Source organism: Pedobacter sp. AJM (genome assembly GCF_002197755.1).
Classification (GTDB): Bacteria; Bacteroidota; Bacteroidia; order Sphingobacteriales; family Sphingobacteriaceae; genus Pedobacter.
On sequence record NZ_NHOT01000014.1, the window covers coordinates 16,288 to 29,482 of the forward strand.

10 protein-coding genes and 1 tRNA gene are annotated in these 13,195 nt (G+C 38.3%); 6 read left to right on the forward strand and 5 right to left on the reverse strand.

What is annotated here, in order from left to right:
• Positions 1-145 precede the first annotated feature (145 nt).
• Together CBW18_RS19065 and CBW18_RS19070 are read right to left on the reverse strand one after the other, a co-directional pair.
• Positions 146-652, reverse strand: coding sequence for an HAD-IIIA family hydrolase (locus CBW18_RS19065; RefSeq protein WP_088302966.1), 507 nt, complete (start codon positions 650-652; stop codon positions 146-148).
• A gap of 156 nt (positions 653-808) precedes the next feature.
• On the reverse strand, positions 809-1,027 hold the full coding sequence (locus CBW18_RS19070; RefSeq protein ID WP_088302967.1) for a hypothetical protein: 219 nt from the start codon (positions 1,025-1,027) through the stop codon (positions 809-811).
• 1,135 nt (positions 1,028-2,162) lie between these two features.
• Here CBW18_RS19070 and CBW18_RS19075 point away from each other — a divergent pair.
• Together CBW18_RS19075 and CBW18_RS19080 are read left to right on the forward strand one after the other, a co-directional pair.
• Positions 2,163-2,235 (forward strand) — tRNA-Lys (locus CBW18_RS19075).
• 250 nt (positions 2,236-2,485) lie between these two features.
• Entirely contained in the window at positions 2,486-3,235 is a 750-nt protein-coding gene (locus CBW18_RS19080) for a phage integrase SAM-like domain and Arm DNA-binding domain-containing protein (protein WP_088302968.1), read from the forward strand.
• 361 nt (positions 3,236-3,596) lie between these two features.
• On the opposite strand, the gene CBW18_RS19085 is transcribed toward CBW18_RS19080, so the two are convergent.
• From CBW18_RS19085 to CBW18_RS19090, 3 genes are all read right to left on the reverse strand, one after another.
• Positions 3,597-3,905, reverse strand: a complete 309-nt coding sequence (locus CBW18_RS19085; protein WP_140418717.1) for a hypothetical protein — start codon at positions 3,903-3,905, stop codon at positions 3,597-3,599.
• Between the two features lie 32 nt (positions 3,906-3,937).
• A complete protein-coding gene (locus CBW18_RS21755) occupies positions 3,938-4,063 on the reverse strand; it encodes a hypothetical protein (RefSeq protein ID WP_256387673.1) in 126 nt (41 codons plus the stop codon).
• A 752-nt stretch (positions 4,064-4,815) separates the two neighbouring features.
• Positions 4,816-6,411, reverse strand: a complete 1,596-nt coding sequence (locus CBW18_RS19090; protein WP_088302970.1) for a response regulator — start codon at positions 6,409-6,411, stop codon at positions 4,816-4,818.
• A 164-nt stretch (positions 6,412-6,575) separates the two neighbouring features.
• Here CBW18_RS19090 and CBW18_RS19095 point away from each other — a divergent pair, with 164 nt between their 5' ends.
• The 4 genes from CBW18_RS19095 to CBW18_RS19110 all read left to right on the forward strand — a co-directional run bounded on the left by CBW18_RS19095 (position 6,576) and on the right by CBW18_RS19110 (position 13,189).
• Positions 6,576-6,947, forward strand: coding sequence for an Hpt domain-containing protein (locus tag CBW18_RS19095; protein WP_088302971.1), 372 nt, complete (start codon positions 6,576-6,578; stop codon positions 6,945-6,947).
• A gap of 822 nt (positions 6,948-7,769) precedes the next feature.
• Complete coding sequence (locus CBW18_RS19100) at positions 7,770-8,360, forward strand: RNA polymerase sigma factor (RefSeq protein ID WP_088302972.1); 591 nt, start codon at positions 7,770-7,772, stop codon at positions 8,358-8,360.
• A gap of 96 nt (positions 8,361-8,456) precedes the next feature.
• Positions 8,457-9,626: a FecR family protein gene (locus CBW18_RS19105; RefSeq protein ID WP_088302973.1), complete on the forward strand. Its 1,170-nt coding sequence runs from the start codon at positions 8,457-8,459 to the stop codon at positions 9,624-9,626.
• Between the two features lie 272 nt (positions 9,627-9,898).
• Positions 9,899-13,189, forward strand: a complete 3,291-nt coding sequence (locus CBW18_RS19110; protein ID WP_172406583.1) for a SusC/RagA family TonB-linked outer membrane protein — start codon at positions 9,899-9,901, stop codon at positions 13,187-13,189.
• Positions 13,190-13,195: the final 6 nt, after the last annotated feature.

The following is a 13,195-nucleotide window of genomic DNA, read 5'->3' on the forward strand; positions in this document are numbered from 1 at the left end:
CCGGTGATTGTTTAATATAAAACTGATTTTTAACAAAACCGGAATGCCATTTCAATCAGGTCTAGGTGGCAGAGGCAGTCGAAGGCCATAAATATCAAGTGGGATTTCAGGCTTAAGATTTTTTTTATGTACAGTACAACATACGCTAGACTAAAGACTCCAGGCTAAGGACTTCCTTCACCTTCTCATAACTAATCTGCTCATCCGGTTCGATTAGGATGCCCTTTACTCCTGCCCCGTGGGCCGCTTCCACATCCCTCGGTTTATCACCAATCATAACAGATAATGCCGGATCAATGTCATACATGTCAATTGCATCTAAAATCATTCCTGAGGCTGGCTTCCTGCATTTGCATTCGCCACCCACCGTGGGATGATGCGGACAGTAATAGAAACCGGCAATATCAGCACCTTTGGCCACAAATGCATTTCTTAACATCTGATGCATGATGGCCAGTTCCTGTTCAGAATATCTTTTCAATGCAATACCGCCTTGATTTGTAATCACAATGAGTAAATAGCCTTCATCGTATAACTTTTTTAAGACAGGGATCTGGTAGTCGAGTATTTTAAAATCTTCCACGCGACAGATGTAATCGTATATTTCGTGGTTCAATACACCGTCACGATCAAGAAAAATAGCTTTATTCATTTGCGAATTATTAAATTGGAGACTGCATTTCTGAGGAGACAGTCTCGGGTAAAATTAAGCTTCAAAATAAGCAAAAAATAATGGTATACAAAAGCTAAACCTGCCTGGCCAACATTGGTATTTCAACTATATCCGTAAGCGCGGGTAATCAAAGCTTCATTTTTCCCAAAATGCTAAGAAATAAAGAATAAACAGATGGGCAGGCACATCATCAATCAGATAGGCGATTTGTGCATTGCCTTTTATCTCCGCAATATAGCCATAAACCGAAAAAAGAATGAGACCACCTACAATGGCCATAATGAGCAAGGCTGATCCCATTTTGGTGAATTCATCCAAACCCGCTATGACCATGGGAAATATAGCCAGCCACATTACTGAATTTGAAAAGCGCAGGAGCGTAAAAATCCATACGGACTGATGAGTGATAATCTAAATCACTGCCAATAATGTGAAGGTGGATATTACTGGACAGTATGAATAAAAACCACCTGACATACCAATAGCATACTGAGGATGCAGGATATCAGTAAAGCATTTCTTTGCGAAATCCATCTGGGGATTGAAATAATATCGACCACATAACCTGGTAATAAACCATAACCCGTGTAGGTTATAAAACTCTTGCATATATCCAGTTTGTAACCTAAATACTTACCTTTTCCGCTAAGGTAACATAACTAATACCTTCATCCCCACGTAGCAAAACAAGGCGAAAACGCCCACTATTAAATGTGGAAAATGATATACATTTTTGTTTGCCGAAACTGTACGAGCATTTTCAGTTAAGGTTTGCAGATCGAGAATATCCTGTTCTTATTCAACTTCAGGGCAACTGAACAAAGAATAGTAAAATACCTACTATTGCAAATGAGGCAGCAATAAACACATAAGGCATACTACTTTTTTTGAGGTGTTTAGAAACATATTTCTTGCTGCTTCATCCATCGTTCTTAAACTTGCTTCAAAGGCATCTCTGTCTTTGAATACAATGCTGCCCAATATGTAAACAACCAAGGACCCCAGCAATTTTGTTGCAGATGCCTTGAATACTGATCCGTTTAGCGTCACTTTTGCTGGGGCCTAATACTGCTACATAAGGATTGGACGCAGTTTGCAGTAAAGCCAAGCCGTTACCGATTAAAAGTGGAGAAGCTTTAGATATATGCCGTGGGAATACATATGGCAGCACCTGCAGCCATGTCAAATGAGTCAACTGACATTCCTTTTTTAGACCCTGTAAATTTTAAAACAAAGGATCAAGGTATGGTCATCACAAAATAAGTGGCAAAAAATGCAGAGGTTAAATAATACGATTTGATGCTGGAGAGTTGGCAGTTATCATTGCCATTAAGATATTAAAACCTATTCTAAAAATGAAAGAATAATAATTAATTGCCTTATAAATCAATACAGTAGCACTTTTGCGGTATTTTTATTTGCAACAGCGCTGTCTGAATCCTATATTTGCAACACTTTAAAGAAAACAGAGGACGTTTTTAACAAAGTAGATTCCGTAGCTCAGCTGGTAGAGCATTACACTTTTAATGTAGTGGTCCTGGGTTCGAATCCCAGCGGGATCACAAGAAACAATATCAAAGAGAACTAAAACCCTGCAAATCAAATGATTGCAGGGTTTTTACTTTTACGGGTTATGCCAAAAATCGCACGAATTCACAAAACTTTGGTGAGTGATTCGGTGAGTAAGGCAAAACTGTTAAAATTGACTCACCGAATTGTACATAATCATTTATTGTACAGGTTGTTACAAACTGAACATCTTGTGTATTTTAAGAAGCAAAGCTATGTTTGTTTAACTAAAATCGAGAGATTATGAAGACCAATTTTAGCCTGCTTTTCTATCTGAAAAAGCAAAAGAACTATGTAAGTGGAAATGTGCCGATCTACATGAGGATTACTGTAGAAGGAAACCGTGCGGAGATGGCCACCAATCGGGATTGCGACCCCAAACGATGGAACGCCAAGGGCGGCAGAGCCATCGGCTCAAGAGAAGAGATCAAGGTATTGAACACCCATCTTGACCAATTGCAGAATGCAGTTTATTATGCCCATCAACGTGTTTTCGATATGGGGTTGCCTATTACTGCCGATGCCATCAAATCAAGTTATCTGGGTACGCTTATTAATTCACATACCCTATTGGAAGCGGTTGTCGATCATAATTTAAAGATGGAACAGCTTGTAGGTAAAGATTATGTACGTGGCACATTGAACCGTTATAAAGTTTTGGAAAGACACCTTAAAGTTTTTATCCCTTTGAAATATGGCGTAGCCGATATGGACATTAGAACTATCGACCAGGCATTTCTGAACGGATTTGACCATTATCTAAGGTCTGATAAGAACTGTGCGAACAACTATGTGGTAAAAAACATTAAGAACCTCGGGAAAATCCTTCGCATCTGTATGGAGAACGAATGGATAGATAAATCACCATTTACCGCTTATAAAGGCAAAACGAAGAACGTCGACCGCTTTTATCTGAACAAAGAGGAACTGGCACACATCGCAGGAAAAGAGTTTTTATCGGAGAGATTGAAGCAATATCCTACCTTATGTTGAAAAAAATCCAAAAGTGACCAGTTATACATCATACAAGCATGCGATCCTTTCCCCTTACAGTATTTTTGCTTCCAGCTCTTGACATTTTTGAAATAATCCCCAACTGTTAAAACTTAGCACCTTATATCGATTGGCCTGATCCTCACTTCCCTCTAATCCCAACCATCAGACTATCTTTCTGATCGCCAAAAAATGTGTGGAGACGATTGACAATCTGTAACCCAAAAGCCTTTCTACCCAAAAAGTCCTTTTCTGCAACGGTATATGCACTTATGATTTGATTCATATTTTCTATTGTAATTTTTCCATGATATCCAGACGCTAATTAACCTTTTTTTGATTCCTAAATCCCTATCAGTCCTTAAATATAGCCCAAAAGATATTTTTTAGACTTTTTCAAATCTTCCCCGCTTTGCCCATAACCCATGGGAACCCTTGTCCTGAAATCTCCCTCTAGATTAATCAGGTCGGGAACGCTTTCTTCCTCAATAATACCGATCAAATCTTTAACCTTCTCCCCTATATCCCTTTCAAAATACATGCAATCGGCTATCTCTTCAATATCTTTTACATCGAGCGCATTCCCACTACTATATTGCACCAGATCGACAGAATAGAGTGCATAGATTTCTTTCTTCTCAAAGGCCCGTTTAGTCTGGTTTTTAGACATCCTTATTGGATTATCGGAATCCCACCTCGATTTCACCTCGAAAGGGTAATGATAATATCCTGTCCATTCTGTACATCCTTAGTATCTTCTTTTACCTCATCGGCCAATATCCCTTCAAAACCTTTACGGAGAATAGCTTCTATGTGACGACCAAGCATACATTTATGCTCAAAATTCGCGTTCTCATGTCGTCTGGCCAATACTTCTGCACGTCCAAGTTCAATAATTTGATCGAAATCCGGATCAGTTACCAGCTTGGCTGGAGCACTTATTTTCGTGGGCGCAAGGCTTAAGATCGCAAACGAATCCTCTCCGTTTGCAAGGTTTACAAGTATTGATGAACGCTGACTATAAACCAGGGGATAATGCTTTTAATATTCAGGATTGGTTTTGAAAGTACCTACTATCCCCAGAATCTGAGAACAAAACGGATGATAAAAGAACAACTTCCTGCTGCAGTTTAATCTTCTATTCAGGTCAAGACATGCCACCACATATTCCCATACATTACGGGACACACCCTGGTTCTGAAAAATATGAAAATTATTTCAACTGTGCAATTTAATAATGTATTGATGAACTTTATGTATTATTTTAGTTAAACTAATTTGTGTAAACACCAATATAATTGAAAATACTTGGTTAAGGCAGTTTAATATTTACTTAAACCAAAAAGATACGATCTACGGGTAAATAGATATCCAGGCTTGGTGATATATCAAGTCTGGTCATTATTCAGGACGATGATTTGCTATGTTTTCTGATTACAACAATTAACCTTTTGATCCCATACTTTTTGGGCACTTAGGGTCGCTTCATTGTTTTAAATTTCAGCTGCTTTATCGTTCTGATTTTAAAACTCAACCCCAATATAATTAAGTTTAATGGCCAGGGTTCCAATATTGTTTCTTTAGACCGAATGATCCATTACCAATATTCTTGATATTTGTGCGTATAGATCTGCTGGTTCTATTGGTTTCTGAATATAAGCATTTATGCCAACAGCACGTCCATTCTCTCTGTCTTTCTCTATAATGGATGCGGAGAAAGCGACTATAGGTATAGACCTATTCAATTCAGATAGCTCATTCCTAATCTTTCGTGTCGTTTCGATGCCATTCATGACGGGCATATGGATGTCCATCAGTATGATGTCATATTTCTTGAATGCAGCCTTGTTAAAAGCATCTAAGCCGTTTTCAGCCTCGTCCACCTGGATATTCCAATTAGAAAGCAATTGGGAGATCACAAATCGATTAATTTGGTCGTCATCAGCCAGTAATAATGAGATATTTGCAAAGGGTTTCATTATTGCGGCTTTGGTAGTTATTCCATCGGCAATGTCATATGTATTACGGATCTTGTACCAATTGGTGAAGGTAAAGGTCGTGCCCCTTCCGACGATACTTTCAACATTTAGCTTTCCACCTTTGAGTTCTATTAACTTTTTAACTATTGACAAGCCTAAACCTGTGGATCCAAAACTATCTTGGGCGGTATTGTCCAGTTTCTCATATCTGTCGAATATTTGGCCAAGTAATTCATTCGGTATTCCGATTCCGGTATCTGAAACGGAGAAGCTTAATAATACCTGGGAGTCTTGAATTTCAGAGATTGCAACTGATAGCTTTACACGGCCACAAGATGTAAATTTTATTGCATTGGTGACCAAATTGATTAAGATCTGATTAAGCCTTAAGGTGTCGGCCATGATCACTTCAGGTATATCACTATCCGCAGAACAGGTTAAAATAAGTCCCTTGCTTTCTGCCAATGGTCGAGTCAAATCACCAATATTATTGATCAGTTTTGCTAAGTCGGTTTCTGTCTTGGTAATTTTCACTTTTCCTGCATCAATCTTAGATATATCTAGAATGTCATTGACCAAACTGAGTAACAGCTTTGCAGAATAAGACAGCATACTCAAAATCTTCATTTGTTCATTATTGAGTTTCGAAGTTTCAAAAATGTTGATCAAACCTAAAATGGCGTTTAATGGAGTTCTTAGCTCGTGGCTCATGTTTGCAAAAAAGTTTTCTTTTGCCAGTCTGCTTTGCTCGGCCATTGACGCAGCTTCTAGTAGCTGTTTATTATATTCCATCAGTTGATGGTTTTTATTGCTTATTTCTCTGTTTTGATAAATCAGTTTTATAATTGAATCAACTTTAGCAATAGTGACATGCATATCGAGTGGTTTAAACAAATAATCCACCGCTCCGAGCGATAAACCCTTTACTATATCTGAAGTACTCATGGAATCGCCGGTGAGTATCACTATGATCCCCCCAGTCGAAGGATTGCATTTGATGGTCTGAAGAAGATCATAACCCGATAGTTCCGGGCTGTCAATATCTATCAATGCAATATCAATGGAGTGATCAATCAACATTTGCAGCGCCTCATTTTGAGAAGATGTTGAATATTTCATGATATCATCTCTTTCAAAAGCAGATTCTAACATTTTAATATGATTTGGGCTATCGTCGACTATGAGAATATTTATCATATTTTATAAGGAATGCTAACAGGAAACTATTGTTTAATTAAATTGTTTAATATGCTTAATGGGTATTTATGTAATTATTTTACTGAATATGATTGATGTAAATCGACTGATTTCCTTATTATAAAATAGCTGTTATCGACTCGTATAAAAAATATTAGCTTAATATGAATAACACTAACGAAATTGCGAAACCATTGGATCTTTCGTTTCTCGAAAAAATGTCAGGTAATAGTCCAAAGTTTATTTTGAACATGATTGATCTCTTCATTTCGCAAATGCCAGTTTTGCTATCTACGGTAGAGGAAGCCATGTCACAGAAAGATTTGGATAAGATTGCATCTACCGTCCACAAAATGAAGACATCTTTTACGTACTTTGGTAGAGCAGATATTACTGAACAGCTTAAAGCTATTGAACAACAGGCGCTTGATCGCATGGATATAAAAACTTTGTCAATGTGTTTGGAAGATCTAAAAGTGCCTATTGGTATCTTGACGGTACAATTGCATGATTACAAATCTAATTTCCAGTTTTGATGGGAATCAAAAAAGTGAACAAACGAACGCATATTGGGGAATTAAATTACACACAGATTGTGTTCATCAATACTATGTTCAAAATGCCTAATATTTGAGCTTTGAATCTGTGGCTATGCCGTAATTCCATTATTGGAAATGTTGACGATAAGCCTATTGCACCACTTAAGTTGTATATACTTAATCAGTAATTCAAGATTGATCTCCTGGAAATCCGGCTATTGCACATCAAAAAGTGGTCTGTGCTGGCACAATCAGTTACATATTCAATCACAATGATGACTACCAATATTTATAATAATTCAAAATTTAAAAAAACATTTAAATTTTGAATTATCTGCTTTATAGATTTGTGATAACCTCAGCGTATTATTAATTGCTTTGAATGTTTTTAACGAATACATTTTTGATAATCAGTGTTTTTTTTGATTTATAGAAGTCATGTTTCCATAAAGGATAAAGTCGCGTTGGTGGTAACTATAACTGATCTTTATAAGTAAAACATTACCTGACAAGGCTCTTTACTACCATTTTTAATATAAGCATCATTGTTTAACAGCGACATTTAATAAAATTAGCTCAAACGATGTGAAAATATTAAACCGATCTGTACATGAAATTATATTAGAATTATCGCAGATAACCTCATAGTGAGCATTTAAGTGCTGAAAGAATTGTTTTAACAGATTTAATACATCGTGGTCTTTCAAGCAGCAGGAATTATGGTATTTATTGGAGTATTTTATTATTATTGTACTTACAATTTAATAAATTCTGTTGTCCAAACTGGCTCAGTATTATTAATTTAGTTTTAATAAGTTAATGGCTGGCAAAAAAGAATTTTCTGAACAAGAACTGCTTCTCAGGGTTGCCGGGGGAAATCAGGACACATTTAGGATTCTTTATGATCAGTACCAGAAGAGTGTGTACGCCCGCGCACTCTATTTTCTAAAATCAGATCTGCTTGCCGAAGACGTTCTTCAGGAAGTGATGCTAACCTTATGGAAAAGTGCAGGGAAGTTAAAGCAAGACATCAATATCGCCGCTTACCTAGCCACTTTGACCAGGAATCGCAGTTTTCAACTTTTACGGCGACAAGTTCTGGAAGCGAAAACAAATTTTGATTTAGGGAAAGATTGGGCAGAAACACACAACCAAACTGAAGAACAAATACTTCTGTCAGATACAAAGGGCGTACTCAAGGCAGGTATTGCCCTTTTACCGCCACAACAAAAACTGGTTTACGAGCTTTGTCACCAACAAGGCCTCAAATATGAAGAAGCTGCCCGCGAGCTCGGTCTCTCAAAAGAAACGGTCAAAAGTTATATGAAACTGGCCCTCAGTTTTCTGCGCCGTTACATTTCTGCACATACTGACGTGGCCGCGATTTTGGTCATCTTAAAACTTTTATAGAAATATTTTTTAATTCGTACCCCCGAAGTTCTTTCTCATGGATTGATATAATAAGGGGGGTATCTTTAGATATAATAATAATGCAACCTGAATTATATGGAAGACTATAGAATCATCTACTTATATCAGCGATTTACCGCTAAACTGGCAACAAGGACCGAAGTGGAAGAGTTAGATGCTTATCTTGAAAATCCAGAATCTCATCAGCATTTGATGAGATTACTTGAAAATGAATTTATGCTGCGCGAAAATCCCTCTAATGAGATAAATCCGGCTAGCAAAGAAAGAATTTTTAATGAGGTTATCGCTCAGCCACAGGAACACAAGATGAAATTATTTAAGCTATGGTCCCGGATTGCCATTGCTGCTTCAGTAACCGTTTTAATTTTTGGAGCAGGCTTGTTTTATTTTGAAAATAATACCAGCACACGTCGGGATGAACCCGCTTATACCAGCGATGTCAAGCCAGGTATACAAGGCGCAACATTAACTTTAGCAAATGGAAAAAAAGTAAAACTGACCAGCGCGGCCAATGGAAAAATAACCGAAGAGTCGGGCGTGCTGATCAGAAAAGATGCCGAGGGCCAACTGATTTATGAGGTCAAGGAAACTACAGGTATGGGTATTAGCTTCAATACGCTATCTACCTCAAAGGGACAAACATATCGTGTGCAACTACCTGATGGTTCTATGGTTTGGCTTAATGCGGCTTCCAGCTTAACTTATCCCACCAGCTTTGCATCATTGAAAGAACGGCGGGTAAGTTTATCCGGTGAAGCTTATCTGGAAGTTGCAAAAGATAAATTGCATCCCTTTATTTTGGAAAGCAAGGGGCAGGAGATAAAAGTTTTAGGTACGCATTTCAATGTAAACAGCTATGCAGATGAACCTGCCACAACCACTACACTGCTGGAAGGTTCAGTTCAGTTAAGTTCCGGGCGTAAAACAGTCCTGCTACATCCGGGTGAACAGTCGCTAAACGCAATATCAGGCATCAATGTATCAAAAGCCTCCGATATAGAAAGTGTTACAGATTGGAAGGATGGAGATTTCAATCTTGATGATGTGGAACTCCGCACCGTTATGCGCAAAATTGCACGATGGTATGATGTAGAGGTAGTTTACAGCGAGGGTGTTTCTAATAATATCCGCTCTGTTGGGATGATTTCCAGAAATAAACAGCTTTCTTCTGTTCTTGGCATTATTGAAGCATCAGGACAAGTTAAGTTCCGGATTGAGGGCAAAAAAGTTTATGTCAGCAAATAAGGCCGATAAATAAATCAAGAATAATCAATTAATGTACCCGACATGACAAAGTTACAACGACAGGAAAGTTAACCTATAAAAAGCAAACCAGAACTGAAGCAGCTCTGGTCTGTGTTTGAACAATTAAAATATTATCAACTGCTTACCGCAGGATGCCGACATTTTCTCAGGACGCTGGCAAACTGCTTGAACCAAACTAAACGTAAATGTATAAAATTTATACCAACAAACCGGGTATAACGCATTGGTTATACCATAAAATCTGGCTAGTTATGCGATTAACCACCGTCATACTTATTGCTGCTCTAATGCAGGTCAGTGCAGCAACATTTGGCCAGCGGATTACGCTACACCGTGAAAATGTAACGCTGCAAAATGTCTTAAAAGAGATTAGAAAGCAGAGTGGCTACGATTTCTACTATGACAGTAAAACCATTCAGGGTGATGCACAAATCTCCGTTCACGTTAAAAATGCAACCATTAGCGAGGTGATGCAGGCTGCTATAAAAGGCCTTACATTGGATTTCGTTATCAGAGACAAAACGATTATCATTAAAAAAAAGGAAGAAGCCTCTATTATTAAAACCATAATCAGGCGATTGCAAATTGACGTCCACGGGAAGGTGGTGGGGAATGATGGCAATCCAATTTCCGGCGTGAACATAAAAGTAAAGGGAAGTAGTAAATCAACTGTAACAGATAATAAAGGAGAATTTTACCTGAGCGGGCTCGACGAAAATTCGATCTTGGTAATTTCTTTCATAGGCTATGAGGTTACAGAAATAAATGCCAAAAATGAATTGGGTAACATTCGGTTAAGGCAAAGTAGCGCAAAATTAGATGAGGTTCAGGTTATAGGTTATGGAACGACCACCAGCCGGCTTTCAACAGGCTCTGTTGCCACTATTAAATCAGAAGAAATAGAAAAACAGCCTGTAAGCAACCCTCTACTTGCTTTGCAAGGCCGGGTGCCGGGCTTAGTCATTTCACAGTCTTCCGGATACGCAGGCAGCGGAGTTAAAGTTAGGATTCAGGGACAAAATAGTATCAGTAATGGAAATGACCCTTTTTATGTTATCGATGGAATACCTTACATTTCCCAAAGCTTACAAACCGATGAATTTCTTGTTGGCGGTTCAGGTGGTGTAAGGGCCACTGATGGCTCCGGTAATCCTTTAAATTTTATCAATCCAAATGACATCGAAAGCATAAGCATCCTTAAGGACGCGGATGCTACCTCAATTTATGGATCCAGAGCTGCTAACGGTGCAATTCTGATTACGACCAAGCGAGGTAAAGCAGGCAAGACGAATATTGATATTAATCTCCAGAATGGTTTCGGTGAATTATCAAAAAGGCTAGATGTGCTAAATACAGATCAATATTTAAACCTGCGGTCTGAAGCCTTTAAAAACAGTGCAATATCTCCTTCATTGGACAGAGGTGATTATGATGTCGTGCTTTGGGACCCTAAACGTTTTACAGATTGGCAAAAGGTGCTGGTTGGAAATACATCAATCTATACTGATTTGCAAGGTTCAGTTTCTGGCGGAAACGATCAAACCCAATTTAGAATTGGAGGCAATTTTCATCGGGAAACCAGTGTTCTGCAAGGTGATTTTGCCGATTTGAAGACTTCCTTTCATACATCGATAAACCACCAGTCTGTAGACAAGCGGTTCAAAATTGCTTTTTCAGGCAGCTACCTTAGCGATAAGAACAAAATGTTTATCGGTAGTTACGACATGATCAAAACCGCCCTCGAACTCCCGCCCAATGCTCCCGGTCTCTATGATATTAATGGTAAATTGAACTGGGAACCTACGGCAAGCGGTGTATCAACCTGGCAAAACCCTTTGAGTTACCTTTATTCACCTTACACGATTCAAACTGCTAACCTTTTAGCCAATGGTACGGTCTCCTACAGGATTATTGATGATCTGGAATTGAAAAGCAGTTTCGGTTTTAACAAACTGGAATCAAACGAGGTTAGGCTAAGATACCTTGAATCTGAGCGACCAGAAAACCGGACAAACATCATGAGATTTAATAAGTCTTCATCCGGATCCGTTAATTCGTGGATAATAGAGCCTCAGTTAAACTATTCAAAACAAATCAATTCAATAAAAATTAGTGCTTTATTAGGTACCACCTTCAACAAGCAAATCTCTAGCAGGATTACAAACGCTGGTTATGGATTTGCAACCGATCAATTAATGTACAACATATCGGCGGCGCCATATACATATATTATTAATCCTTATAATGCCGTACAGGCATACAATCCTGTTTTTGGAAGCCTAAATTTTAATTTGAAAGATAGATATATAGTAAATCTTTCAGCAAGAAGAGACGGAAGCTCCCGCTTTGGCCCAGATAATCGGTGGAATAATTTTGCTGCTATAGGCGCTGCATGGATATTTTCAGATTATGAAGTGGTTAAAGAAAATTTACCCTTTTTGAGTTTCGGAAAATTGAGGGGAAGTTTTGGAACAACAGGTAACGACCAAATCGGAGATTACAGGTACATGTCTTTGTACGAGAACCAGACGCCTGAACGGCCTCACCAAAATTCATTGGGTTTACAGGCGAGTAATCTGCCAAACACACTACTTCAGTGGGAAGAAAGCAGGAAGTTTTCGGCAGAGCTAAATTTAGGCTTTTTCAAAGACCGTTTCTTAATGAGTGTAAATTACTACAGAAATCTTTCTTCCAACCAGTTGCTGGATTATCAACTTCCAATTGTAACTGGCTTTGAGAGTGTGTTAAGAAATCTTCCAGCCACTGTTATGAACCGAGGCATTGATTTTTCTATTGATACAAAAAACATTATAACAGATGGATTAACCTGGTCTACTGGTCTGAATTTTTCAGTGGCAAGAAACAAACTCCTGGCTTATCCAGGTCTGGCAACTTCATCAGATTATAACTTACTGGTTATTGGACAACCCGTTGGTGGTTCTGCTGTATACCGTTACATGGGTATTAATCTACAGACCGGATTATACGAATTTTTGAAGAATAATGGTGAACGAACTTCCTCACCATCCGCCTTTGATTCTCAAAGAATAATAATGAATCCTGCACCAACATTTTATGGGGGCATCAATAATTCGTTTGACTTTAAAAATTTTTCAATTTCGTTTTTTGTGCAATTCACCAAGCAGCGTGGTCCGGAATATCTTGGAACGCTGTCTCCGGGAAGCGGTCCGGTGAATTCCGATATTAACATTCTTAATAGGTGGCGCCAACCAGGTGATGTGGCTTTGAGGCAGAGAGTAGGTGCCGACTTTACAAATGATTTATACCAGGCGAGTGATTCATTTTATTCATCCGATGGCATTTGGCAAGATGCTTCTTTCATCAGGCTTAAAAATGCATCCATCAACTATGTTATTCCAAAAAAAATCATCAGTAAACTAAATTCTGCCAGGGTTTATTTGCAAGGTCAAAACTTATTAACGATTACGAAATATCATGGGTTGAACCCAGACCAGCCCTCTGTAGATGCAATTTTGCCGCCTTTAAGAGTAATCACAATGGGCATTCAAATCACGCTTTAAACTTTT

What these genes read in the sequence shown, in the direction of transcription:
- CBW18_RS19100 (WP_088302972.1), top strand. Translation starts at nt 7,770, where the DNA reads ATGGCTGGCAAAAAAGAATTTTCTGAACAAGAACTGCTTCTCAGGGTT.
- CBW18_RS19105 (WP_088302973.1), top strand. Translation starts at nt 8,457, where the DNA reads ATGGAAGACTATAGAATCATCTACTTATATCAGCGATTTACCGCTAAA.
- CBW18_RS21755 (WP_256387673.1), bottom strand. Translation starts at nt 4,063, where the DNA reads ATGCTTGGTCGTCACATAGAAGCTATTCTCCGTAAAGGTTTTGAAGGG.
- CBW18_RS19085 (WP_140418717.1), bottom strand. Translation starts at nt 3,905, where the DNA reads ATGTCTAAAAACCAGACTAAACGGGCCTTTGAGAAGAAAGAAATCTAT.
- CBW18_RS19080 (WP_088302968.1), top strand. Translation starts at nt 2,486, where the DNA reads ATGAAGACCAATTTTAGCCTGCTTTTCTATCTGAAAAAGCAAAAGAAC.
- CBW18_RS19065 (WP_088302966.1), bottom strand. Translation starts at nt 652, where the DNA reads ATGAATAAAGCTATTTTTCTTGATCGTGACGGTGTATTGAACCACGAA.
- CBW18_RS19110 (WP_172406583.1), top strand. Translation starts at nt 9,899, where the DNA reads ATGCGATTAACCACCGTCATACTTATTGCTGCTCTAATGCAGGTCAGT.
- CBW18_RS19090 (WP_088302970.1), bottom strand. Translation starts at nt 6,411, where the DNA reads ATGATAAATATTCTCATAGTCGACGATAGCCCAAATCATATTAAAATG.
- CBW18_RS19095 (WP_088302971.1), top strand. Translation starts at nt 6,576, where the DNA reads ATGAATAACACTAACGAAATTGCGAAACCATTGGATCTTTCGTTTCTC.
- CBW18_RS19070 (WP_088302967.1), bottom strand. Translation starts at nt 1,027, where the DNA reads ATGTGGCTGGCTATATTTCCCATGGTCATAGCGGGTTTGGATGAATTC.